19 protein-coding genes are annotated in these 24,495 nt (G+C 62.2%); 12 read left to right on the top strand and 7 right to left on the bottom strand.

The genetic code is table 11. The features are described from left to right. Positions 1-385, bottom strand: a 385-nt coding sequence (locus NW863_RS03395) for a hypothetical protein (RefSeq protein WP_414364405.1), incomplete at its 3' end; no start/stop codon positions are given. 189 nt (positions 386-574) lie between these two features. Here NW863_RS03395 and trpB point away from each other — a divergent pair. From trpB to lysS, 7 genes are all read left to right on the top strand, one after another. Continuing rightward, positions 575-1,834 (top strand): tryptophan synthase subunit beta, encoded by a 1,260-nt coding sequence (gene trpB, locus NW863_RS03400; RefSeq protein WP_414332926.1) that lies wholly within the window; start codon positions 575-577, stop codon positions 1,832-1,834. A 7-nt stretch (positions 1,835-1,841) separates the two neighbouring features. After that, on the top strand, positions 1,842-2,600 hold the full coding sequence (locus NW863_RS03405; protein ID WP_414332924.1) for an AMMECR1 domain-containing protein: 759 nt from the start codon (positions 1,842-1,844) through the stop codon (positions 2,598-2,600). Further along, entirely contained in the window at positions 2,590-3,330 is a 741-nt protein-coding gene (locus NW863_RS03410) for a pantothenate kinase (protein ID WP_414364407.1), read from the top strand. The genes NW863_RS03405 and NW863_RS03410 overlap by 11 nt, the downstream gene beginning before the upstream one ends. Before the next feature lie 123 nt (positions 3,331-3,453). Then, on the top strand, positions 3,454-4,590 hold the full coding sequence (gene aroC / locus NW863_RS03415) for a chorismate synthase (RefSeq protein ID WP_414364409.1): 1,137 nt from the start codon (positions 3,454-3,456) through the stop codon (positions 4,588-4,590). 89 nt (positions 4,591-4,679) lie between these two features. After that, a complete protein-coding gene (gene radA, locus NW863_RS03420; RefSeq protein WP_414364439.1) occupies positions 4,680-6,092 on the top strand; it encodes a DNA repair protein RadA in 1,413 nt (470 codons plus the stop codon). A 492-nt stretch (positions 6,093-6,584) separates the two neighbouring features. Next, positions 6,585-7,352 carry a Uma2 family endonuclease gene (locus NW863_RS03425; protein ID WP_414364411.1) on the top strand — a complete coding sequence of 256 codons (768 nt, stop codon included), beginning with the start codon at positions 6,585-6,587 and terminating at the stop codon, positions 7,350-7,352. A 47-nt stretch (positions 7,353-7,399) separates the two neighbouring features. Further along, positions 7,400-8,947 carry a lysine--tRNA ligase gene (gene lysS, locus NW863_RS03430; RefSeq protein WP_414364412.1) on the top strand — a complete coding sequence of 516 codons (1,548 nt, stop codon included), beginning with the start codon at positions 7,400-7,402 and terminating at the stop codon, positions 8,945-8,947. 33 nt (positions 8,948-8,980) lie between these two features. Here lysS and groL read toward each other — a convergent pair whose 3' ends face one another. From groL to NW863_RS03445, 3 genes are all read right to left on the bottom strand, one after another. Further along, the gene (gene groL / locus NW863_RS03435) at positions 8,981-10,609 is read right to left on the bottom strand and encodes a chaperonin GroEL (protein WP_414364414.1); all 1,629 of its coding nucleotides are present in this window, start codon (positions 10,607-10,609) and stop codon (positions 8,981-8,983) included. 210 nt (positions 10,610-10,819) lie between these two features. Then, positions 10,820-11,149, bottom strand: coding sequence for a 30S ribosomal protein PSRP-3 (locus tag NW863_RS03440; RefSeq protein WP_414364441.1), 330 nt, complete (start codon positions 11,147-11,149; stop codon positions 10,820-10,822). 77 nt (positions 11,150-11,226) lie between these two features. Beyond that, on the bottom strand, positions 11,227-12,348 hold the full coding sequence (locus NW863_RS03445; protein WP_414364416.1) for an NAD(P)/FAD-dependent oxidoreductase: 1,122 nt from the start codon (positions 12,346-12,348) through the stop codon (positions 11,227-11,229). Positions 12,349-12,499: 151 nt separating this feature from the next. On the opposite strand from NW863_RS03445, the gene NW863_RS03450 reads away from it, so the two are divergent. Then, positions 12,500-13,273, top strand: coding sequence for a Uma2 family endonuclease (locus tag NW863_RS03450; protein ID WP_414364418.1), 774 nt, complete (start codon positions 12,500-12,502; stop codon positions 13,271-13,273). A 133-nt stretch (positions 13,274-13,406) separates the two neighbouring features. Next, positions 13,407-14,039 (top strand): lysophospholipid acyltransferase family protein, encoded by a 633-nt coding sequence (locus NW863_RS03455; protein ID WP_414334248.1) that lies wholly within the window; start codon positions 13,407-13,409, stop codon positions 14,037-14,039. On the opposite strand, the gene NW863_RS03460 is transcribed toward NW863_RS03455, so the two are convergent. Next, positions 14,008-14,439: a (2Fe-2S) ferredoxin domain-containing protein gene (locus NW863_RS03460; protein ID WP_414364420.1), complete on the bottom strand. Its 432-nt coding sequence runs from the start codon at positions 14,437-14,439 to the stop codon at positions 14,008-14,010. The two genes, NW863_RS03455 and NW863_RS03460, sit on opposite strands and share 32 nt — an antisense overlap. A 177-nt stretch (positions 14,440-14,616) precedes the next feature. Between NW863_RS03460 and NW863_RS03465 the strand changes: the two genes are divergently transcribed. Then, positions 14,617-15,219 (top strand): 2'-5' RNA ligase family protein, encoded by a 603-nt coding sequence (locus tag NW863_RS03465; protein WP_414364422.1) that lies wholly within the window; start codon positions 14,617-14,619, stop codon positions 15,217-15,219. Here the strand turns inward: NW863_RS03465 and gap are convergent. Together gap and NW863_RS03475 are read right to left on the bottom strand one after the other, a co-directional pair. After that, positions 15,204-16,223 (bottom strand): type I glyceraldehyde-3-phosphate dehydrogenase, encoded by a 1,020-nt coding sequence (gap, locus tag NW863_RS03470; protein ID WP_414364424.1) that lies wholly within the window; start codon positions 16,221-16,223, stop codon positions 15,204-15,206. The genes NW863_RS03465 and gap overlap by 16 nt on opposite strands. Before the next feature lie 179 nt (positions 16,224-16,402). Next, the gene (locus tag NW863_RS03475) at positions 16,403-16,918 is read right to left on the bottom strand and encodes a Crp/Fnr family transcriptional regulator (protein WP_414334241.1); all 516 of its coding nucleotides are present in this window, start codon (positions 16,916-16,918) and stop codon (positions 16,403-16,405) included. A gap of 265 nt (positions 16,919-17,183) precedes the next feature. Between NW863_RS03475 and NW863_RS03480 the strand changes: the two genes are divergently transcribed. Together NW863_RS03480 and NW863_RS03485 are read left to right on the top strand one after the other, a co-directional pair. Continuing rightward, the gene (locus NW863_RS03480) at positions 17,184-20,069 is read left to right on the top strand and encodes a helicase-related protein (RefSeq protein WP_414364426.1); all 2,886 of its coding nucleotides are present in this window, start codon (positions 17,184-17,186) and stop codon (positions 20,067-20,069) included. Continuing rightward, on the top strand, positions 20,066-24,495 hold a 4,430-nt coding region (locus tag NW863_RS03485), incomplete at its 3' end, for a DUF559 domain-containing protein (RefSeq protein ID WP_414364428.1). The genes NW863_RS03480 and NW863_RS03485, both read left to right, overlap by 4 nt.

The raw sequence follows: 24,495 nt of genomic DNA on the forward strand, positions 1-24,495 counted from the left end.
GCAGAAGAAGAGACAAAAGCTCTGCTGTCAAGCGGGTGAGGAAACCCCACCCGCCTACGCGGTGGGGTAGTTCATTTTTTTCTCTAGCTCGCTGGATAGCGGCGCAGTTGTCCACTGCTGCCCAGGTGGAGGCCAGAAAAAGTCCAGGGAGAGAAACTTCTCCTTCTTCGTCGCCAAACAACACGCCAACAAAAATGCACCACCCCAAAAAGACCATCAGCGCTTTCCATCGTCGCGTATAAATGTAGGCTGCAAAAGCCAGCAATAACGACAAAAAGATTGCCACTCCCTGAGACTTTTGAGAAAGGGCATAGGTGCGGCGTAGTTCTTCGTCTATGCGCTTTTGATCTTCTTGCTGGAGCAACTCTTGCAGATGCTTGTCCATAAAGGCCGCTCCCCAAAATCAGACGGCCTCATCCTAAAGATCCCTGGAAGTCCCCTATTCAAAGCCGGTTTTGGCGGGATCCCACCCTCTAGGGCGGCAAATAGTCGCCTTCCCGCGTTTCCGACTTTTGTAAAATAGGGAGGCCTGTCTCCTATTGCCGGCTGCCCAGCCTGCACCAACAGATTTGCCATGACCTCAACTCCTCTTGCTGCTGCCCACGCTGTTGCTTGGGATCCCCTTGACCCGCAGGTGCGCCCGGATCCCCAGGGCCGGTTTGGGCCGTTTGGGGGCCGCTTTGTACCGGAAACCCTGATGAGCGCCCTGACGGAGCTGGAGGAAGCCTTTGAGCGGCACTGGCAGGATCCCGAGTTTCGCGCCGAGTTGCACAGCTTGTTGCGGGATTTTGTCGGACGGCCCAGCCCGCTTTACTTTGCCCAGCGGCTTACCGAACACTACGGCGGCCCCCAGATCTACCTCAAACGGGAAGACCTCAACCACACCGGCGCCCACAAGATCAACAACGCCCTCGGCCAAGTGCTGCTGGCGGTGCGCATGGGCAAGCGGCGGATCATCGCCGAGACCGGCGCCGGCCAACATGGGGTGGCCACGGCAACGGTGTGCGCCCGCTTCGGCCTGGAATGCGTCATCTACATGGGGGCGCTGGACATGGAGCGGCAGGCCCCCAACGTGCAGCGGATGCGCCTGTTGGGCGCTGAGGTGCGCGGGGTGGAAGCCGGCACGGCCACCCTCAAAGATGCCCTCTCCGAGGCCATCCGCGACTGGGTAACCCATGTGGAGACCACCCACTACGTCATTGGCACGGTGGCCGGGCCCCACCCCTACCCGAAGCTGGTGCGGGCCTTTCACGATGTCATTGGCCAAGAGACGCGGCAGCAGTGTCAGGAGAAATGGGGAGGGTTGCCGGACGTGTTGCTGGCCTGTGTGGGCGGCGGCTCCAATGCCCTGGGCCTGTTCAACGAGTTTATCCGCGATCCCCAGGTGCGGCTCATCGGTATTGAGGCTGCCGGGGAGGGTTTGCACACATCCCGCCACGCCGCCACCCTCAGCCGCGGTCGCATTGGGGTCTTGCACGGGGCCATGAGCTACCTGTTGCAAGATGAAGAAGGCCAGGTGCAGGAGGCCCATTCCATCAGCGCCGGCCTGGATTACCCTGGCGTAGGGCCGGAGCACAGCTACCTAAAAGAGATTGGGCGGGCCGAGTACTACGCGGTTACCGACGACGAGGCGGTGGAAGCGCTGCTGCTGCTGTCGCGCCTGGAAGGGATCATCCCTGCTCTGGAGACAGCCCATGCCCTGGCCTACCTGAAGACTTTGGCGCCGCAGCTTGGCCCCCAGCAGCGGGTGGTGGTCAATTGCTCCGGGCGGGGCGACAAGGATTTGAACACCGTTTTCCAGTACCTGCAGCAGCGGGGGCGTAGCCTAGCCTAGAGTTGGGTTGCCAACCCTCTCTCCCTTGCCAAGGGGATCCCTGCCCATGTCCACCTTTGCCGTTCGCCTGCTCGGCCTACTGACCTTGTTTCTGGGGGCGGGGCTAGTGCTGCTGGTTGGATCCCAGCCAGAGGTTTCCGGGCGCGTTGGCGGGATCCCGTCCCCGGCCACGACTTTCTGGGCAGGCGCCTTGGTCGACCCCAGGGAGGAAGAGGCGAAGGGGACAGGGATCCCCGCTCCCGGCCAGCCGCCACCCCTTCCTGAGACGCTGCCGGCCCTGGCGCGGCAGGCCATCGCCCACTACTTCGCCACTGGCCAGGTGCTGCCCGCCCCAGAAGAGATCCCGCCCCACTGGCGGCGCCCGGCGGGAGTTTTTGTTACGGTGACCAGGGAGGGGCGGCCCCGCGGCTGTTGGGGCAGCTTGGATCCCGGCGGCGAGGATCTGGCCAGGGCCACCATCCGGGCAGCGGTGGGGGCTGTTACCCGCGACTGGCGCTATCCGCCCCTGCGACCTGGGGAGCTGGAGTCGGCGTCCATCCAGGTGGCCATCGTGCGACGGGTGGTGCCCATCCCCTCGCTGGAGCAGGTGGATCCCACCCGCATGGGCCTGTTCATTCGCACGGGCACGCGGGGGGCGGTGTTGCTGCCCGGAGAAGCCCTGACAACGGAATGGCAGCTTTCCACCGCCAAAAGGTTGGCCGGGATCCCTGCGGATCAGCCGGTGGAGCTGTTTCGCGTGGAGGCGGAGCTGCTGCATGAGTTTTGAGGCCCAACCCGACCGGTGGCTGGCGGCGGTGCTGGGCAACACCCACGTGCGCTGGGGCTGGTTTGTGGGGGAGACCTTGGTCAAGGTGGAACAGTTCCCTGCCCACCGGCCCTTGTCCTGGCCGGAAGAGATGGAGCTGTGGCTGGCTGCCGTTGGCTCTGCCCCTTTGCCGCCGGGATCCCCGTGGGTGCATTGCCTTGGACTCTCCCAGGTGCCGCTGCGGGATCCCTACCCCGGCCTGGGGCTGGATCGGGCGCTGGCCGTCTGGGCTGCCGGCATCCACTACGGCTGGCCCTGTCTGGTCATCGACGCCGGCACCGCCCTAACCCTGACGGGGGCTGACCCGGAGGGATCCCTGGTGGGAGGGGCGATCCTGCCCGGCCTAGGGCTGCAGGCACAGGCACTGGCCGACCACACCGCCCGCCTGCCCAAAGTGGAGTGGGAGGCGGCGGATCCCTTGCCCCCCCGCTGGGCTAGGGACACGGGGGCTGCCATCCGCAGCGGCATTCTCCACACCCTGCTGGCCGGCTTGCAGGACTTCATCGCCGACTGGCGGCGCCGCTTTCCCCAGGGGCCCCTGCTAGTAACCGGCGGCGATGGCGAGCTGCTCTACGCCCACCTGCGCTTTCTGGACAGGGAACTGCACTGGGATCCCCACCTGGTGTTGCGGGGGATCGCCGGCTGCCGTCAGTTGCACCGCGCTGCTCGGCAGTTCCCTGGTGCAGAATAGAAAACAGTCGCTTGGGGGCTTTTTATCCCCAACCCTAGAGCTCGCTCAGGCCTCCAAGGACTCTGTCCTGCTAGCGCAAACGGAGCGGGCAGCTTCTCTACCTCTTGGCAACCCAGGGATCCCATGGCCAACGGCAACTCCTTCGGCGTCTTGTTTTGCGTCACCACCTACGGCGAGTCCCACGGGGGGGCGGTGGGGGTGGTGGTGGACGGCTGCCCGCCGCGGCTGCCCTTAAGCGAGGCCGACATCCAGGCGGAGCTGGATCGGCGCCGCCCTGGCCAGAGCTCCATCACCACACCGCGCCAGGAGGCGGATCGCTGCGAGATCCTCTCCGGGGTTTTCCAGGGCTTTACGCTGGGCACGCCCATCCACATCCTGGTGCGCAACCAGGATGCCCGCCCCCAGGACTACCGCGAAATGGCCACCACCTTTCGCCCTTCCCATGCTGATGCCACCTACCAGGCCAAGTACGGCATCCGCAACTGGCAGGGGGGAGGACGGGCCTCGGCGCGGGAGACCATTGGCCGGGTGGCCGCCGGGGCCATTGCCAAGAAGATCCTGCGTCTGGCGGCAGGAGTGGAGATCCTGGCCTATGTGCAGCGGGTCAAAGACGTGGAGGCGCAGGTGGATCCCAGCTCAGTAACAGCCGAGCAGGTGGAGGCCAACATTGTCCGCTGCCCCGACCCAGAAGCGGCGGCGGCGATGATTGAGAAAATCGAAGCAGCGGCGCGGGAAGGGGATTCTCTCGGGGGAGTGGTGGAGTGCGTGGCCCGCAATGTGCCCCGCGGGCTGGGCTGCCCCGTGTTTGACAAACTAGAAGCCGACCTGGCCAAGGCGGTGATGTCGCTGCCGGCCAGCAAGGGGTTTGAGATTGGGTCGGGGTTTGCCGGCACCTACCTGACGGGCAAGCAGCACAACGATGAGTTTTACATGACCCCCAGCGGCTGGCGCACCCGCAGCAACCGCTCCGGCGGCATCCAGGGGGGCATCAGCAACGGGGAAGATATCGTCCTGCGGGTGGCCTTCAAGCCCACCGCCACCATTCGCCAGCCTCAAAACACGGTCACCCTCGACGGGCAGGAGACGGTCTTGGCGGCGCGGGGGCGCCACGATCCCTGTGTGCTGCCGCGGGCGGTGCCGATGGTGGAGGCGATGGTGGCTTTGGTGCTCTGTGACCATCTGCTGCGCCACCACGGCCAGTGCGGATCCCTAGTCTTGCCGGAGGTGCCCATTCCTGCCGTTCCTGTGCCCCACAGTTAGCGGCAGCCGGTCGGAGCCCTTGCGGAGATCCTGATTGCGCCAGCGGGATCGAGTCTTTGTATCCTGAGAAAGAGGCGGGATCCCTGCTCATGGCCAAGGCCAAAACCGTCTGGGAGTGTAGCCAGTGCGGCGAGCGCTATCCCAAGTTTTTGGGCCGCTGCGACAACTGTGGCGCCTGGAATACCCTGACGGAGGTGGTTCTCACCCCCTCTCCCAAGTCTGGGTCACCCCAGCGTCTTGTCCCCCCGCGCAGCCGCGGCAGCGGGATCCCCCAGGCAGCCCTTCCTCTCGCTCAGGTCCACTCGGATCGCCACCCCCGCTTTTCCTCGGGCTTTGGCGAGTTCGACCGCGTGTTGGGCGGCGGCATTGTGCCGGGATCCCTGGTGTTGATCGGCGGGGATCCGGGCATTGGCAAAAGCACTCTGCTGCTGCAGACTGCTGCTCATCTGGCCAAGGGCGGGCCTGTCTTGTACGTGTCGGGGGAGGAATCGGCCCAGCAGATTAAGCTGCGTGCAGATCGCCTCGGCGGGACGGAGGGGCTGGGGATAGAAAGCGAGCAGCTCTACCTATTGGCCGAGACCGAGCTGGAGGCCATTCTGGCCGAGATCCAGGCTCTGCAGCCGCAGGTGACCATCATTGACAGCATTCAGGCCATCTTCTGGGGGCAGCTCAGCTCAGCGCCGGGATCCGTCTCCCAGGTGCGGGAATGTGCCGGCCTCTTGATGCGGGTGGCCAAAAAACTGGGGGTGGCCCTGCTCATCGTTGGCCATGTCACCAAAGATGGATCCCTGGCCGGGCCCAAGGTGCTGGAGCACTTAGTGGACACCGTCTTGTACTTCGAGGGGGATCGCTTTCAGAGCCACCGCCTGCTGCGCGCCGTCAAAAACCGCTTTGGGGCAGCCCAGGAAATCGGCGTTTTCGAGATGACTGCCTCTGGCTTGGTGGAAGTAGACAACCCCTCGCAGCTTTTTTTGAGCAGCCGGGATCAGGCCACGCCAGGAACAGCCACCATCGTCGCCTGTGAGGGCACCCGCCCTTTGGTGGTCGAGGTGCAGGCCCTGGTCAGCCCCACCAGCTACAGCTCCCCCCGCCGCACCGCCACCGGCATCGAGCTCAACCGCTTTCTGCAGATCTTGGCGGTGCTGGAAAAACGGGTGGGGATCCCGCTTTCCAAATACGACGCCTACATCGCCTCCGCCGGCGGCATCCAGGTGGCCGAGCCGGCTGCCGACTTGGGGGTGGCGGTGGCCGTGGCCGCCAGCTTCCGGGATCGCCAGGTGGATCCCTTCACGGTCTTGATTGGCGAGGTGGGCCTGGGGGGGCAGGTGCGCCCGGTGCCGCAGTTGGAGCAGCGCCTCAAGGAAGCCGCCAAGCTGGGGTTCCGCCACGCCATCATCCCCAACAGCCCTGTTTTGGCCGACGCTGGCCTGCGCCTAAGCCGGGTGCAGCGGCTGCTGGAGGCCCTGCTGGTGGCTCTGCCCAGCTCCGAGCCTACCCAGTGAGAGGGGATCCCCAACTGGCCCAGCTCGGCAGTCGATCTTCCGCCGAGAACCAACCTGCGGGCAAATGTCATATCTATAGCGTTATATAGTAAAGTCTTATGCAAGGACAGCGACTCGATCCCTGCTCGGGTGGGCACCCTATCCTACAGACACTGGCGAAAGATACTGACCAAGGATCGACCTATGGCGTTGGTGGCCCTGTTTATCTTCGTGGTGTACCTGATCGTCTCCCGCTTGAACGCCCAAGCAGAGCGCTAGCTGCTCTCCAAAAGGGATCCGGCCAAAGCTGAGGAGGTCTGGCAGGATTTTTTGTCTCTTGCTCTGCTCAAGGAGGCAAGCCCAGGGTTGGGCTTCTGTCTCTGGCGTGGGATTGGAGAAGCTCTCTGGTCACCCTTTTCCCAGCAGCCTTTGCTACCCTCGAGATGGTTTCATATCGGCTGATCGACAAACAACCGAGCAGCCCCTAGCAACCCTGCAAGGGATCCCGGCATCATGGTTTCTGCACCTTCTAGCCCCCTCAAGCCCTCGACACCAGCAGCGGAGTTTCCACCGCCGCCGCCACCGGATGTCAGCGACCTGACAATCGAGGACGACCAGCCTGTAGACAGCATCTACTCAGAGAAGCTGCAGCGCCTGCTCACCAGCGCCCTCTACGCTTCCTTCCAGCCCAGGGCCAAAGACAGCGGCGAGCCGATCCCCTTCTTGGCCACGGCCAACGTCGGCCTGTTCTACGCCCTCAAGCTGCCGCCGCTGGTGCCCGATGTCATGCTCAGCCTGGAGGTGGCTCCCCCCGCCAGCTTCGAGCGCAAGGAAGATCGCACCTACTTCGTCTGGGAGATGGGCAAGCCCCCCGACGTGGTCATTGAGATTGTCTCCAACCGCGAGGGGGAAGAGCTGGGTCGCAAACTCAGGGACTATGCCCGCGCTGGGGTGGCCTACTACGGGGTGTACGATCCTTTGCGGCAACTGCGGGAGTTACAGGGATCCCCGCTGGTTCTTTTTCAGCGGCGGGGGGGAGAGCTGGTTCCCTTCGATTCCACTTGGCTGGAGGAGATTGGCCTGGGCTTGACCCTCTGGCAGGGATCCTTCGAGGGCGTCAACACGGAATGGCTGCGCTGGTGTGACCGAGAGGGCCAAGTTTTGCCCACCGGCGACGAAAAGGCCGCCCTAGAGCAGCAGCGGGCCGAAAGAGAACGCCAACGGGCCGAAAGACTTTTGGAGCTGCTGCGTTCCCACGGGATCGCGCCGCCGGAAGAGTAAAAAAAGGATCCCGTCCGTTCCTGAAATCCTCTATTCCCTTTACTTCTATGTCCACTCTCCCCAGCAGCAGTGAAGCCGCCCAACGGGCCGCCCGTCTCGAGAAAGCCCGCCATCTGCAGGAGCAAGGGATCCTGCCCTATGCCTATTCTTTCCCGGTTACCCACCTGGCCGCCGAGTTGCAGGCCCAATTTGCCGATCTCGAGCCCGGCGCCGAGCGGGAGGATGTGCAGGTGGCCGTGGCCGGGCGGATCCGGGCGCGGCGGGTCATGGGCAAACTGGCCTTTTTTACCCTTCAGGATCGCTCCGGCACCATCCAGCTCTACCTAGAAAAGCAACGGCTGACGGAGCACATGGGAGAGCTGGCTTTCAAGAACCTGGACAAGCTGCTCGACGTGGGCGACTGGCTGGGAGCCAAGGGCTGTCTCAAGCGCACCGAAAAAGGCGAGTTGTCGGTGCGGGTGGACGAGTACCAGGTGCTGACCAAGGCGCTGCTGCCCCTGCCCGACAAGTGGCACGGCCTACGGGATGTGGAGAAACGCTACCGCCAGCGCTACGTCGATCTCATCGTCAACCCCGAGGTGAAGCAAACCTTGCTCGACCGGGCCAAGATCGTCCGCTCCCTGCGGCAGACCCTGGAGGAGCAGGGCTTTGTGGAGATCGAGACGCCGGTGTTGCAGGTGATCCCCGGCGGGGCGGAGGCGCGGCCTTTCATCACCCACCACAACGCCCTGGATCTGGATCTCTACTTGCGCATCGCCACCGAGCTACACCTGAAGCGGCTGGTGGTGGGCGGGATCGAGCGGGTGTACGAAATTGGGCGGGTCTTTCGCAACGAAGGCATCTCCACCCGCCACAACCCGGAGTTCACCTCGCTAGAGGCCTATCAAGCCTTTGCCGACTACCAAACCATGATGGAGCTGACCGAAACCCTGGTCTGCAACGCCGCCCTGGCGGTACGGGGATCCCTGCAAATTACTTACCAAGGGGAAGCCATCGACCTCACCCCACCCTGGCGGCGGGTGACGATACAGGAGTTGGTGGAAGAGGCCACCGGCATCTTCATCGACGTGGAAAAGGGATCCACTGCTGAGCTCTTGCCCGCCCTGGCCGAGCAGGGGATCCCCGATCTCTCCCCCCAGGACTCCCCTGGCAAGCTGCTGGTCAAAGCCTTCGAGCACTGCTGCGAAAGCCGTCTGCGCCAGCCGACTTTTGTTCTGGACTATCCCCTGGAGGTATGTCCGCTCACCAAGCCCCACCGCAGCAAGCCGGGGTTGGCGGAGCGCTTTGAGCTGTTTATCGTCGGGCGAGAGACGGCCAACGCCTACTCGGAGCTGACCGACCCGGTAGACCAACGGCAGCGGCTGGAGGCCCAGGCGGCCCTGAAGGCAGCCGGAGACGAAGAGGCCCACTTTCTCGACGAGGACTTCCTCACCGCCCTGGAGTACGGCCTTCCTCCCACCGGCGGCCTGGGCATCGGCATCGACCGTCTGGCGATGCTGCTGTGCGACGCCCCTAGCATCCGTGATGTCATCGCCTTCCCGCTGCTGCGACCGGAGACGGGAGAAAGCCCTGAACAGGAAAAAGCCCCTGGATAGGGGCCTATGCTACAAGGGCACGGTTCAGGGAAGTTACATCATCCCCGCACCGCCGGAGCGGCCTGTTCCTGTTTTCGTCTTAGGTTCGGGCTTTTCCACCACAATGGCTTCAGTGGTGAGGTACATGGCGGCGATGGAAGCCGCGTTTTGCAGCGCCGAGCGCACCACCTTAGCCGGATCCACGATCCCCTGGGCAAACATATCGACATAGGTTCCGGTCAGGGCGTCGAAGCCAAAGGGCATCTCCTTCTCCAGAACCTTTTCCACCACCACAGACCCCTCCAGGCCAGCATTGTGGGCAATCTGATAGAGCGGCGCCTGTAAAGCCCGGCAGACGATGTCCGCCCCCACCTGCTCTTCTGCGTTCAAGGTGGCCTTAAAGGCCGGGATCCCTTTGGAAAGATGCAGCAGCGTTGCCCCGCCACCGGGGACAATCCCTTCCTCCACTGCCGCCCGCGTGGCATTGAGGGCATCTTCAATGCGCAGCTTGCGATCCTTGAGCTCCGTTTCGGTGGCAGCCCCCACCTTGATCACCGCCACCCCACCGGCCAGCTTGGCGATCCGCTCCTGCAGCTTCTCGCGGTCGTACTCGGAATCGGTGGTCTCCAGTTGCTTGCGGAGTTGGGCCACCCGCTTCTCCACCGCCGCTTTGGTGCTGCCATCGGTGACAATGGTGGTCTTGTCTTTGGTAACGGTAATCTTGCGGGCCACCCCCATCATGTCTAGGGTGACATTTTCCAGTTTGATGCCAATATCTTCGGAGATGAGCTGCCCACCAGTGAGGATGGCAATGTCCTCCAACATGGCCTTGCGTCGATCCCCAAAAGCCGGCGCCTTCACCGCCACCGCGTTCAACACCCCCCGCAGGCGGTTCACCACCAAGGTGGCCAGCGCCTCTCCTTCGACATCTTCCGCAATGACCAGCAGCGGCCGCCCCTCTCGTGCCACTCGCTCCAGAACAGGCACCAGATCTTGTAGGCTGGAGAGCTTGTTGCTGGTGATGAGCAGATAGGCATTTTCGTATTCGGCCACCATCCGCTCCGTATCAGTCACAAAATAAGGGGAAATGTAGCCGCGGTCGAACTGCATCCCTTCGACAACTTCCAATTGGGTTTCCAGCGACTTGGACTCTTCGACCGTGATCACCCCATCTCGCCCCACGGCATCCATGGCTTTGGCAATCATCTCCCCCACTTCCGGGTCGTTGCCGGCAGAGATGGTAGCCACCTCGGCGATGGTCTTGCGGCCTTCCACAGGCTTGGCATGGGCGGCAATTTGCTTCACCAGGTAAGCGGTGGTCTTCTCGATGCCGCGCCGCAAGGCTACGGGGTTGGATCCTGCCGAAATATTCTTCAGCCCTTCCCGCACCATGCTCTGGGCCAAAATGGTGGCTGTGGTGGTGCCGTCTCCGGCCACGTCGTTGGTCTTGGTGGCCACTTCTCGCATCAACTGGGCACCGGTGTTCTCCAAAGGATCCGCCAACTCAATTTCTTTGGCAATGGTGACCCCGTCGTTGACGATCTGGGGAGCGCCAAACTTCTTCTCCAGAACAACGTTGCGCCCTTTGGGGCCAACCGTAACCTTGATTGCATCCGCCAGTTGATTGATGCCCTGCTCCAATGCCTTGCGGGCCTCTTCTTTAAACAGAATCTGCTTGGCCATAGAATCCGCGATCCTCGTAATTTCAACTGGGCTACTTAGCGCTGAGTGCTGCTAGGCAGAGTGGGATCCCAGAAGAGCCCCAGCGATCCATCGGCTTGGCCGAGTGCAGAGTTAGCACTCTGGAACCTCGAGTGCTAATCTAACCCAAAAGCGGGATCCCCAGCAAGATGAGTTGGGTTTGGAGTCGCGGCCTTGGCGGGGATGGGAGAGCTAGGCGTTGCCACCGATGAGGATGTCGGGAAACTGGGCTTGGGCTTCGCTGATGGGGCGCTCGCGTCCGCCGTTTTGCCAGTAGTTGATCAGTTCAGTGGCTTGGTTGAGCAGAGTGATGCGATCTTCCTCGCTGATCCAAGTTTTGCTCTCCAGCTCAGCTTTGAGCTGTTCCCAGGCGTCATCTCGCGGCCAGAAGAAGTAGCGGGTGAGGGGGCTGCGGTTTTTGGCCACCACCTGATCCACGGCAATGGCCAAATCGTTTTCCAGCCAGAGAGCTTTTAGGGCAAGTTTCGGCAAGGCTCTTTTCTCCTTTGCAGGACTCGACAGGTCACACGCTGGCTCGGCCTGAGCCGGGCAGCCTTCTATTCTGACATAAGTCCGGATCCCTCAGGGGATAGGCCCGCTCAGCCCTGTTTAGGTCTTGGGGCAAAAGCGCTTAGATCGCAGAGGGCTGTTTTCCCTTTCAGCACCAAATCTCTCAGGACGGCGGCGCTAATCGGGGCCAGCAACACCCCATTGCGGTAGTGGCCAGTGGCAACAAAAAGATTGACATAGCCGGGAGCCGGCCCCAGGATGGGGGCACGCTGCCCCAGCGGTCGGGGTCGATGGCCGGCCCAGTGCTCCAGCAGGGTGGCTTCGGCTAGGGCCGGGCAAAGCTGGATGGCGTGGGCCAGCAGATCCTGTAAGGCCAGCAGCGTCGGCTCAGGCTGGGTGGCCTGAAACTCCACGGTTGCCCCCACCCACAGGGATCCATCGCCGAGGGGAACCAGGTGCAGATCCGCGGCGCTCACGACCGGCCCCAGAGGGATCCCAGCGGCTTTGATCCGCAGGGCCTGGCCCTTGACAGCCTGCAGCGGTATCTGCAACCCCAGCTCCTCAGCCAAAGGGGAGCTGCCCAGGCCGGCAGCGAGAACGACATAGCCTGCCGAGAAGGTAAAGGCCGGCGTATAAACTGCCTGCAGGCGAAAGGGAGGATCCAGGCTGCGCTGCATCTTCTGAACCGGCTGGTGAAAGAAAAAGCGGCAGCCTCTACGCTGGGCTGCTTCCACAAGCGCCTGCGTGAGGAGGCGGGGTTGGATCTGCCGATCTTGGGGCGAGTAGAGGGCCCCGGCCAGGTCGCCGCGCAGGCCCGGCTGCAGGGATCCCACTTCGCCGGGGCTAAGCAGCTCCAGGCGGTAACCTGCTTGCCGCCGAGCCGCCAGGGTTGCTTGCCAAGCGTCCACTTCCTCCTCCCGAAGGAGCTTGAGGATGCCGTGCCGATTGACGGGCAAATTCCGACCCAAGTCCGCTTCCAGCCGGGCAATCAAGGGATCAAACTGCTCCAGGCTTTTCAGGCGCAACTGCACCACCTCCCCATCCGGCTGGCGGCTGCAGATCCCCATCAACACCCCCAGTGACGCGCCCGTGGCGCCTGAGGCCGGATCCTTGGCGTCGATCCCAACCACTGATAGCCCTGCGGAAGACAGCTCGTAGGCGATGGCACAGCCCACCACGCCACAGCCAATCACCAAAACGTCACAGTTCAAGGTTCTTCCTCAAAGAGATCCCTTTTGCCGTGATACCCCATTCTCCGGGCGGGATCCCTTCTGGAGAGCGGCCAGCTTTGCCGCCCTTGTCCTCTGCGGCAAAAAGTAGGGGAAACGGCTAAGATGTCGACATCCCCGACTGCCTTCGCCCATGGATACTGAACTGCTGCTGCCCGACATCGCTGATCTGGTCACTGAGGACGATACCCCGGTGGATAACTTTGCCTCTGAAAAGCAGCAGCGTCTCCTGACGGGGGCACTCTACAGCTCTCTGCCCCACAAAACCTTCCTGGCAGCAGCCAATGTGGGCATCTACACCACCCCTAACCGGCCTCCCATCGTGCCGGATGTTTTTCTCAGCCTGGATGTCACGGTGCCGGAACAATGGTGGGAGAAGCAGAACCGTTGCTATCTGCTCTGGCAATTTGACAAGCCGCCGGATGTGGTGATTGAGATTGTCTCCAACCGCGAAGGCGACGAGCTAGGGGGCAAGCTCAGTCGCTACGAGCAGATGCGGGTCAGCTACTACGTGGTTTTTGATCCCAACCACGAGCTGGGGCCAGAGGAGCTGCGCATTTTCGAGCTGCGAGGCCGCCACTATGCGGAAATGACCGAGACCTGGCTGGAACAGGTGGAGCTGGGCCTGAAGCTGTGGGACGGAGTTTTCGAGGGGAAACAAGCCCGCTGGCTGCGCTGGTGCGATGCCCAAGGGCAGTTGCTGTTGACGGGAGATGAGCGGGCCGAGCTGGAGCACCAACGAGCCGAGCGGGAGCGCCAGCGGGCCGAGCTGGAACGCCAACGAGCCGAGCGGGAGCACCAGCGGGCCGAGCTGGAACGCCAACGAGCCGAACAGGAGCGCCAACGGGCTGAGCGTCTGGCGGAAAGGTTGCGGGCTTTGGGCGAGGATCCTGATCTGGAGAGGTGACATACTCCTGGCCCTCACCGCATCCCACCCTAAGTGAAGGTCTCAGGAAAACCTATCTCCAAAGTCGCTGGGGATCCCCCGCTTTCCCCTACACTCAAAGAGGGAGCTACCCCCAAGTTGGGAAATCGTCCAGATGGGCTATCGCCGCCAGGATTGGTTGGCCTACTGGCTGCTCAAGTGGCTAGTGGTCAATCCACTGTTTCGGGGACTGTATTTTGGCCGCACCTATGGCCAGGAAAACGTGCCTCGCCAGGGATCCCTGATCATTGTCAGCAACCATGCCAGCCACTTGGATCCGCCGCTGGTGGCCAATGCAGTGCGCCGCCCTGTAGCCTTCATGGCCAAGGAAGAGCTGTTTCGGGTGCCAGCGCTGAAGCAGGTGATCCGGCTCTACGGGGCCTACCCGGTCAAGAGAGGCGGCTCTGACCGCGCTGCCTTGCGAGCCACGGAAGCAGCCCTGGCGCGGGGATGGGCGGTGGGGATCTTTCTCAACGGCACCCGCACCCCCGATGGCCGCATTCCCCAGCCTCACCTGGGGGCTGCCTTGGTGGCAGCGCGCACCCAGACACCTCTGCTCCCCGTGGCCCTCTGGGGTACCGAGAAGGTGCTGCCCAAGGGATCCCGCTGGCCGCGGCTGTTCTGCCCCATCACGGTGCGCATCGGCAAGGTGATCCCCCCCCCTGCTTCCAGCGATAAGGCTGATTTGCAACAGGCGACGGCAGAGTACGTGCAGGCTATCCACGCTCTTTTGGATCAGGGGCGCTGAGGGTATCTTGGGCTACCAGATACTCGGCCACCGGGATCCCGCCCAGGATATGCTCTTGCAGCACCCGCTCTATCACCGGGGGCGTGGCCGAGTGGTACCAAAACCCACCGGGGTACACCAACAGCACTGGCCCGGGAACACCATAGTTGCAGGCCCGCAGGCAGTTGGCCTTGGTGCGGTTGACGCGCAGAGGGCCTACGCCCGCCAGCTCTAGGTTCAACTGCTGAATCCGCAGCCTCAGGTATTCCCAGGCTTCCAGTCCCACCGCTTTCTCGCAGCACTTGGGCTTGGTCTGGTCGGCGCAGAGAAAGAGATGCCAATGGTAGGACGGAATCGGATCCGGCTCAGGCTCTGGAGATACGGTTGCCGGCGTGGGAACGGGAGCGGAAAGCTGGGTCATAGAGGATCCCTCTAGCCTACTGCCACTAGATAATCGCTAGATAATTATATGAGAATATGAGTGGCTAAAGAAGATGCCGGGCATCCCGACAAACCCTGTGACCCTTAGGGAATGGGGTAGAGGTCTAGGGCTGGGCTGTCCTAGCCTGGATAATACAGATCCCTCACCTGTCCGGCAATGGTGAACGACGCTCCCCAACAGCGGCTGTTTCTCGCCCTCCTACCCCCGGCAGACCTGCAGGAGCAAGTGACCGCCATCAAACAACAGTTTGCCGAGCAATTTGCCAGCCGCGCAGCCCTGCGCTCGCCTCCTCACATTACCCTGGTGCCTCCTTTCGAGTGGCCCACTGCCGAGCTGCCAGCCCTGACGGGATCCCTGGGAGAGTTTGCCAAGGAGCAGGCTCCGGTTGCCGTTGAGCTCCGCGGCTTCGGTGCCTTCGCGCCACGGGTTATCTATATCCACGTCGAGCCCTCCCCTGAGCTACAACAGCTCCAGGCCAAGACACAGCGCCACATGAATCTGCTGCTTAAGCCAGAGCCGGCCCCTACCCCAGCTCGTCCCTTTGTCCCCCACATGACTGTGGCCTTTCGGGATCTCAGCCCGGCCCAGTTTCGCACCGCCTGGCCAGAGTTCAAAAGTCGCCCTTTCCAGGGATCCTTTCTCGCCTCCGCTCTCACCCTCCTCAGCCATGACGGCAAGCGCTGGCAAGTTTTTGCCGAATTCTCCCTCTCCGCCTCTGAGGGATTGAGACAGGAAACAACAGCCTACTCAACCCAGTGAGCAGCCATGTATTCAGCCAGATCCAGCACCCGCTGCGAGTAGCCCCACTCGTTGTCGTACCAGGCCATCACCTTCACCAGATCCCCGTCCAGCACACTGGTCATCTCCGCATCCACAATCGCCGAGCAGTCGTGGCCGCGATAGTCGATGGAGACCAAGGGGATATCGGAGTAGGCAATGATCCCTTTCATCGTGGTCTCTGAAGCTTCCTTGAGAGCCGCGTTCACCTCTTCGGCAATCACACGCCGCTCTGTTTGCACCACCAAGTCTACCAGCGACACATTGGGCGTGGGAACCCGTACTGCCACCCCGTTCAGCTTGCCCTTCAGTTCGGGGATCACCAGCGCTACTGCCTTGGCCGCCCCGGTGGTAGTGGGCACCATGCTCAGCGCCGCCGCCCGCGCCCGTCGCAGATCGCGGTGGCCACCATCCAAAATCCGCTGGTCGCCGGTGTAGCTGTGGGTGGTGGTCATCGTAGCCCGCAGGACGCCGAACTTGTCCAGCAGCACCTTGAGGAGCGGGGCAAGGCAGTTGGTGGTGCAACTGGCGTTGCTGACAATGTTGTGCCGCACCGGGTCATAGGTGTGTTGGTTAACGCCATACACAAAGGTAGGGATGTCGCCTCCCTTGGCCGGAGCCGTGATCATCACCTTCTTGGCTCCCGCCTCTATGTGTTTAGAGGCACCCTGGTAGTCTACAAAAACACCTGTGGCCTCAATAACAAGATCCACTTTCCACTCTTTCCAGGGCAGGTTGCTGGGGTTGCGATCGGAAACGGCGTGGATGTGCTTGCCGTTAACCAGCAGGCCACCCTCGGTAGCCTCCACTTCCACCCCTTGCAGTGGCCCGAGGATGGAGTCGTACTTGAGCAGATGGGCAGCCGTGCGAGCGTCTGAGGTGTCGTTGATGGCAACAATATCCAAGTTGGACTGGGAGCGCCCCAGCCAACAACGCAAAAAGTTGCGACCGATGCGACCGAATCCGTTGATGGCTACCCTGACCACTGCTCTTAACCTCGCTGCTTGAAATGCTTCGGGAGCTGCTGCTTAGCACATAATACCGCAAGCCCTGGCTATTCTGAAGATAAAATTTGGGATCCCACCGCTTGATTTTTGGCTTCTTTGTAGGAGTGCCAGAACCTTGATTCTAGGGATCCCAGCCTGCCGGCAGGGGTTCTTTTTCCTCAAGCAGGATAGCGCTGCTGCAGCAGGGCCATAGCCGAGGCGACATTTTCCGCCCCCCGTTGTTCCAGGAGATCTGCGAACATGCTGTCGAGCCAAAAGAGGCGCTCGCCGATGATCTGGGTCCAGGCGCGGTAAAGCTTCACCTGGACTTCCAGGGGCAATAGGAGCAGCCCTTCGCTGGAGAGGCGCAGGGTTTGCACCTCGGTTAGGCTCACTGCGGTAAAGGAGCGCCGCCGCCCCGTCAGCAAGGAAAGTTCTCCAAACACGCGCCCAGCATGCAGTGTTGCCAGCCAGTAATCGCCGGGATAGCGCATGTACTGGCGCCGCAGCTCCACGATCCCGCTGAGAACTACGTACAGGTCGCTGCTGGGATCCCCTTCTTGGAAGATTACCTGGCCGGGAGAAAAGCGACTGGGCAGTAGGGCAGCCGTCAATGCCTTCCACTCAGCATCTGCCAAGGACTGAAAGAGCAAGTGGTCGCGAACACGCTCAAACGGATAACGGGTGCTGCTCATCGGGTAAGCGGCTGGAAGTGCTTGGGGCCAGCTCTGTTTCATCCTACCGTCACCCCACGTTTTGGGTAGGAAGGATCCCTGCAAAAGGCTTGGGCGAGAAGGCCATTTTCCAACATGTAGAATTTTTGCCGGCCCTAGCGCCGGCAGAAGTTCTGCCTAGGCAGGCTGTGGGGGTTCCTGAAAAAGCCGGAGAAGCTCGCCAGTCCTTCCCGGGAAGCGGCAAAGATGCATACAAATGGAGAAAGCTCTCTAGGGATCCCAATCGATGCAGCCTGGTTCGATTGTCCGCTGCCGCGAGCGCGAGTGGGTGGTGCTCCCCGCTGATTCCGAAGAAGGGGTAGTGCTGCGGCCCCTTACTGGCACGCCAGAGGACGCGATTTGCCTTCACCGACAACTGATGAACCTCATAGGCGGCACCTTGCCCTTTGAGCGCATCGAGCCGGCCTTCTTCCCGCTGCCCCGCGCCGACCAAGTTGCCGATGCTGCAGCCGCCCATCTCCTCTGGCAGGCAGCGCGCCTTATCTTACGCGAGGGCGCCACTCCCTTCCGCTCGCTGGGGCGCATCTCCATCCGGCCACGAACCTACCAGTTTGTGCCGTTGCTCATGGCGCTGCGCCTTGATCCGGTGCGGCTATTTATTGCCGATGATGTGGGAGTGGGCAAGACCATTGAAGCGCTGCTGATAGCCAGAGAACTTCTGGATCGCGGCGAGATCCGCCGCTTTTGTGTCCTCTGCCCGCCTTACTTGTGCGAGCAGTGGGCCAGGGAGCTGGCGGAAAAGTTTAACCTCGAGCCGGTAGTTATCCGGTCGGGGACGGTAGGGCAACTGGAGCGGCAAACCCCGCCGGGACAAAATCTCTACGAATACTTCCCGGTGCAGGTGGCCAGCATTGATTTTGTTAAAACGGAGCGCAACCGCCCTCAATTTCTGCAGTTTTGTCCTGAGCTGATCATTGCCGACGAAGTGCACGGGGCGGCAGCGGCCAGTTCCGGCAGAGCTCAGCAGGAGCGGCATGCTCTTTTGAGAGCTATTGCCCAAGCGCCCAACCGCCACCTAATCCTGCTGACGGCTACTCCCCACAGCGGCATCCCAGAGGCCTTCCGGTCGTTGCTGGGGCTGCTGCGGCCGGAGTTCGAGGAGTGGGACCTTCAGGATCTCAAGGAGAACCAGCGCATCGAGCTGGCCCGTCACTTTGTCCAGCGCACACGGCGGGACATCAAGGAGACCTGGCAAGAAACCGCCTGCTTCCCAACCCGGGAAGCTGAAGATGAGACCTATGACCTTTCACGCTGCTACCGCGAGCTGTTTGAGCGCACCTATGCCTTCTGCTCGGAGCTGGTGCGCACCGGCCAGCAGATGGAGCAGCGGCGGCGGCGCGTACGCTACTGGGGGGCGCTGGCTCTTTTGCGCTGTGTCATGTCCAGTCCGGCAGCGGCTCTGGCGGCGCTGGCCAATCGCAGCGCAGGCTCTCGGGAAGAAGAGGCTGAGGAGAGCTTTAGCCGCTGGGTGTTCGAGTCGGCACAAGAGCGTACTGACGACGAATTACCGCTGCCAGCTCTTGAAGCTGCAGAGCAAACTCTGCCCGACAGCGACCGCCGCCGGTTGCGGGAGCTTGCCCGTCTGGCCCACCAACTTCACGGCGTAGACCAAGACACCAAGCTGGCGCGGGCCATCGAGCTGGTGAAGCGGCTCCTCGCCGAGGGCTTTCACCCCATTCTCTGGTGCCGCTATGTGGCCACAGCAGGGTATCTTGCCGACCACCTTCGGCAGCACCTGGGATCCGCAACTCAGGTAGCCTGCGTAACCGGCCGCATGGGCGACGAGGAACGGGAGGCCAAGATTGCGGAAATTGCCGTTGACCAGCCACGGGTGCTGGTGGCCACCGACTGCCTCTCGGAAGGGATCAACCTGCAGGAAAAGTTTACAGCCGTCATCCACTACGACCTGCCCTGGAACCCCAACCGGCTGGAACAGCGGGAGGGGCGGGTGGATCGCTATGGCCAACGGGCCGAACGGGTCAAGGTCGTCCGCTTTTTCGGGCGGGATAACCCTGTGGACGGTGCGGTGCTGCAGGTGCTGCTGGACAAGGCGCGGGAAATCCGCCGCACCCTTGGCACCCACGTGCCTGTGCCCGAAGCGAGTGAAAGCGTTACCCAGGCGGTGCTGGAGGCCCTTTTTCTGCGCCAGGGATCCGGCTCAGGGGAGCGCCAGTTGGCGCTGGATCTGGGGATGGCAGAGGTGAGCCAGTTTCACGCCCAGTGGGATCGCTCTGCTGAGCAGGAGCGGCGCAACCGCACCCGTTTTGCCCAGCGATCCCTCAAGCCGGAAGAAGTGCAGCGGGAACTGGAGGCCACAGACGCTGTGCTGGGGGATCCGCAGGCCGTGCAGCAATTTTTTCTAACTGCTGCCCAGCGCCTAGGCCTGGCTGTGATCCCTGACCGGCAGTCTGGAGTCTTCCGGGTCAACCTCAGCCAGGAGGGCACGGCAACCCTGCCGGAGGCCATTCGTTCAGTCCTGCCCCAGCCCAAGGGTGGACAGTGGCGGATTAGCTTCATCTCCCCCACGCCGGAAGGAGCGGAATACGTTGGCCGCAACCACCGCCTCATCGCTGCCCTGGCCCACTTTTTGTTAGAGAAGGCCTTAGATAAGCCTGAAGAGGCCGTCGTCTCCCGCTGCGGGGTCATTCGGACACGGGCTGTGGCTGCGCTCACCACCCTCTTGTTGCTGCGGGTGCGCTACCTAGTGGAGCAGCCGCTGGCTCAGCCTCTGCTAGCGGAGGAGGTGCTGGTGCTGGGAGGGGTTGGCCTAGAAAGAGGCGAAGCCCGCTGGCTGGAAAGTAGGGCAGCGCTCCAGCTTTTGGCCGCAGCCAAGCCAGATGCCAACCTGCCGCTTGTAGAAAAGCAGGAGTTGGTGCAGCAGGTGCTAGACAGCCTCAGCCCCTGGCCGCCGACTGCAGAAAACTGGGGTCTAGGACACCCCCTTCAGCAAGGGATCCGGGAGGCCATTTTCCAGCGAGCTGGCGAGCTGGCTGAGGCCCACAAGCGCATCCGACAGGCCATCTCCCAGCGCGTGCGCGGGCTGGAGGTTAAGCCGCAGTTTCCCCCCGATCTGCTGGGAATTCTTGTCCTACAACCTCTGCTGTCCAGATGAGCCAATTTCCTGCTGTACGCCTTGAAGGGGGCCTCTTGGGGCCGGACATCCTGGAGCAGCTTTTGGCTGGCGAGCTGTCAGGCCAGAAGCCGAAAGACTTTGGGCTAGAAGACAAGCGCAGCCTGACGGAAGAAATTGCCAGCGTCTTTGCCGAGGCCCGCACCCAGTGGGAAGTTTTCCGCCGCCGGCTGGCCCGTCTGCCGGAAGGGGATCCGGCCACGTCGGTTACCCGCGATGCCTGGGTTATTCCCTTTCTTAGCTTTCTGGGCTACGAGCTGCGCTACAACCCACGGGCCTATGAGCTGGACGGTGCTACCTTTGCCATTTCGCACCGCGCCGGCGAAGCAGAGGATGCTCCGCCGGTGCACATTGTGGGGGTACGCCAGGAGCTGGGGCGGCTGGCTTCCACTGGCAGGCCGCGGCTAGCCCCTCACTCACTGCTGCAGGAGTATCTCAACCGCAGCGAGCACCTCTGGGGCATCGTCACCAACGGGCTGACCCTCCGTCTATTGCGGGACAGCACCTTTGTGCGCCGGCAGGCCTATGTGGAGTTTGACCTGCAGCAGATTCTAGAGGAGCAGCGCTTTAACGACTTTGCCATCCTGTTTCGCCTGCTGCACCGCAGCCGTTTGCCCCAAAAGGCAGAGCAGGCGCGGGAGTGTTGGCTGGAGAAGTACTACCAGCAGGCTCTGGAACAGGGGGGGCGAGTCCGCGAGCGGCTGCGGGATGGGGTGGAAGAGTGCCTCAAGGGCCTGGCCAAGGGTTTTCTTGCCCATCCCAAAAACTCCCACCTGCGTTCTCCAGGATCGAACTGCCTTACCCCGGAGGAGTTCTACCGGCAACTGCTGCGGCTGGTCTACCGCTTTTTGTTTCTCTTAGTCTCGGAGGAGCGGGGGCTAATTAGCGCCAGCCCCCTCTACCGGGATCACTACGGCGTGAGTCGGCTGCGGCGACTTTTGGAGTGGCGCAGCGCTTTTACGGAGCATGAGGATCTCTGGTGCAGCCTGCGGGTGCTCTGGCGAGTGCTTTCCCAGGAGGAGCTGGCAGAGCATCTAGGGGCTGCACCTCTCAACGGCGAGTTGTTTGCCCCTTTGGAGCTGGATGGGTGCAGCCTGAGCAACCGGGATCTGCTGCAGGCCTTCTGGCACCTGGCCTACTACCAAGAGAACGCGACCTCGCCGCCGCGCCGGGTCAACTACGCCGCTTTGGACGTAGAGGAGCTGGGATCCGTCTACGAAAGCCTGCTCGACTACCGGCCCCAGATTGACACCTCAGGCAGTGTGCCCTGCTTTGACTTAGGCTACGGCTCTGAGCGCAAAAGTACCGGCTCCTACTACACCCCGCCGGAGCTGGTGGCAGAACTTGTCCGCTCGGCCCTGGAGCCAGTGCTGCAGGAGCGGCTGAAGTCTGCAGCCGGCCGTGAGGAAAAGGAACGGGCCATCCTATCGCTGCGGGTTCTGGATCCCGCCTGTGGCTCTGGGCATTTTCTCTTGGCGGCTGCCCGACATCTGGGCAAGGAGCTGGCCAAGGTTCGCACCGGCGAAGAGGAGCCCGCCCCCGAGACTGTGCGCGAGGCCATCCGCGACGTGGTGGCCCACTGCCTCTACGGCGTGGACAAAAACCCCTTGGCGGTGGAACTCTGCCGCGTGGCCCTCTGGCTGGAGGCCCATTGCGCCGGCAAACCGCTTACCTTCCTCGATCACCGCATCAAGTGTGGCGACTCGCTGGTGGGGGTGCTGGATCTAAAGGTTCTGGAAAAGGGCCTTCCTGATGCTGCTTTCGAGCTGGTAAGTGCCGACTCCAGGGAGGCTGCCCGCTCTCTGAAGGGGCGAAATCGCGCCGAGCGCAGGGATTTGGAAACAGGCCAGCTTTCTCTGCCGCTTGAGGCCGACCAGGTGGTGGCCCAGCTCAGCCAGGAGCGGCAGCAGCTCGAAGCTATCCAGGACGACTCGCCAGCCAATGTACGCCGCAAGCAGGAGCTCTACACCCGCTACTGTCAAAACCCAGAACACCAGAAACTGACAGAAGCCTGCAACCTTTGGACGGCGGCCTTTTTCCAGCGCTTGACCTCGGACTTCTCGGCGGCCATTACCACGAAAGCGGTCAGCGAGCGGCTGGAAAATCGAGCCAACTCCCGCGCTCTGGCCACCGCCGTAGCCCTGGCTTGCGAACAGCGCTTCTTCCACTGGCCACTGGAGTTCCCGGAGGTGTTTCACCTTCCCCCCTCGCCCGGAGAAGGGGGCTGGGAGAGTGAGGGCGGCTTCGATGTTATCCTCGGCAACCCACCCTGGGAACGCATCAAGTTGCAGGAAGAAGAGTTCTTTGCCAGCCGCGATACCGCCATCGCCCGTGCGGCTAACGCAGCGACGCGCAGGCGGCTAATTGCAGCACTCGCCAACACCAACCCCACCCTCTGGCAAGACTATCAGCGCGCCTTGCACGCCGCCGAAAGCACCAGCCGCTTCCTGCGTGGCAGTGGGCTATATCCCCATACCGGTCGCGGCGACATCAACACCTACTCTGTGTTTGCCGAGCGCGTCCGCGCCCTGCTCAACCCTCGCGGGCGGGCCGGTATCATCGTGCCAACTGGCATCGCCACCGACGCCACCAACCAATTCTTCTTCGCCGACCTGGTGGAAAAGGGGCAATTGGTCAGCCTGTTTGATTTTGAAAACCGCGAAAAGCTCTTCCCTGCAGTTATTTCACTCATGAAGTTCAGCCTGCTTACCATATCTGGCGCAGGCGACCCGGCGCGCGAGATGCAGTTCGCCTTTTTCTGCCATAAACCCGAAGACATACGAAAGCCAACGAAGCTCCTGCATCTGCCACCGAAGGACTTGGCCCGTATCAATCCCAACACCCGCACCCTGCCCGTCTTCCGCACCCGTCAGGATGCCGAGCTGACAAAGGCTATCTACCAGCGCGTGCCGGTGCTAGTGAATGAAAACTCTCCCCCCTCTCCCACAAGGGGAGAGGGGCCGGGGGTGAGGGCCAACCCCTGGGGCGTGCGCTTTCTACGCATGTTCGATATGTCCAACGACTCCGGCCTCTTCCGCACTCGCGCGGAGCTGGAGGCGAAGGGGTATCGGCTGGTGGGGAATGTGTTTGTGCCCTCACCCCCTAACCCCCTCTCCCGCACTGCAGGAGAGGGGGGATGGCCCTCATCCCCGGATTCCTTCTCCCACCCAGCAGGAGAAGGGGAGTACAAATTGCCTGAAGCCAGCCGGGAACTGATTGCCAGAGCACGGCAGTTACGCCGCGAGGCGACTACCGCCGAACGCTTGCTATGGGAATTTTTGCGTGACCGTCGGCTGTTAGGCCGGAAGTTCCGTCGTCAACACCCGATTGGACAATTCATCGCCGACTTTTTCTGTGACGACGCCCGTCTAATCATCGAGATAGATGGGGGCGTGCACCGCGAACCCACTCAGCAGGAACGCGACCGTTTGCGGGAGGAAATCCTGCGCAAACATGGCTTTGCCGTTCTGCGCTTTACCAATGACCAGGTATTGGACCAGACGGAACAAGTCCTCCGAGAAATTGCCAACTATGTCGCTACTCATTCCTACGAGCATCCAACCCCTCACCCCCCAACCCCCTCTCCCGAAGCTTGGGGAGAGGGGGATCAAGGGGGAGAGGGACTCTACCTCCCCCTCTACGAAGCCAAAATGCTCTGGCACTACGACCACCGCTACGGCACGTATGAAGGAGTGGATTCGCGTTCTAGCACCCAACTACCTACCCCTGACGCAGCACAGCACGCCGACCCGCACTTCGTCGTGCAGCCCTGGTACTGGGTGCCGGCAGAGGAGGTCGAAGCTCGCCTGGGCGAGTGGAAACGCGGCTGGCTGCTCGGCTGGCGCGACGTGACCAACGCCACCAACGAGCGCACCGTCGTAGCAAGTATAGCCCCCTGCGTCGGATACGGTGACAAATTTCTACTAATGCTTCCCCAGCAGAAAGCGCTTGTGATTGCTGCGCTTCTAGCTTGCATGGATTGTATAGCTTTCGATTATGCAGCCAGACAAAAGATTGGTGGAGTATCATTGAAATACTTCACCATGAAGCAACTCCCCGTCCTCCCGCCGAGTGCCTACACCCCTGCCGACCTCGCCTTCATCGTGCCACGGGTGTTGGAATTGACCTACACCGCCTGGGACATGAAGCCCTTCGCGGACGATGTCTGGAACGAAGCCATCCGCCTTGGCGAGACGGAGTGCTTTGAGGCGCTGCGAGCGGTGGTTGGCCCTCACCCCCCAACCCCCTCTCCCAAAGCTTTGGGAGAGGGGGATCAAGGGGGAGAGGGTATCCCCTGCCCACCTTTCCGCTGGGATGAAGACCGCCGCGCCGTGCTCCGCGCCGAGCTGGACGCCTACTACGCCCGGCTCTACGGCCTCACCCGCAAGCAACTGCGCTACATTCTCGA

Origin of the sequence: Synechococcus sp. B60.1 (assembly GCF_047462555.1) — a bacterium.
Taxonomy (GTDB): Bacteria; Cyanobacteriota; Cyanobacteriia; order Thermostichales; family Thermostichaceae; genus Thermostichus.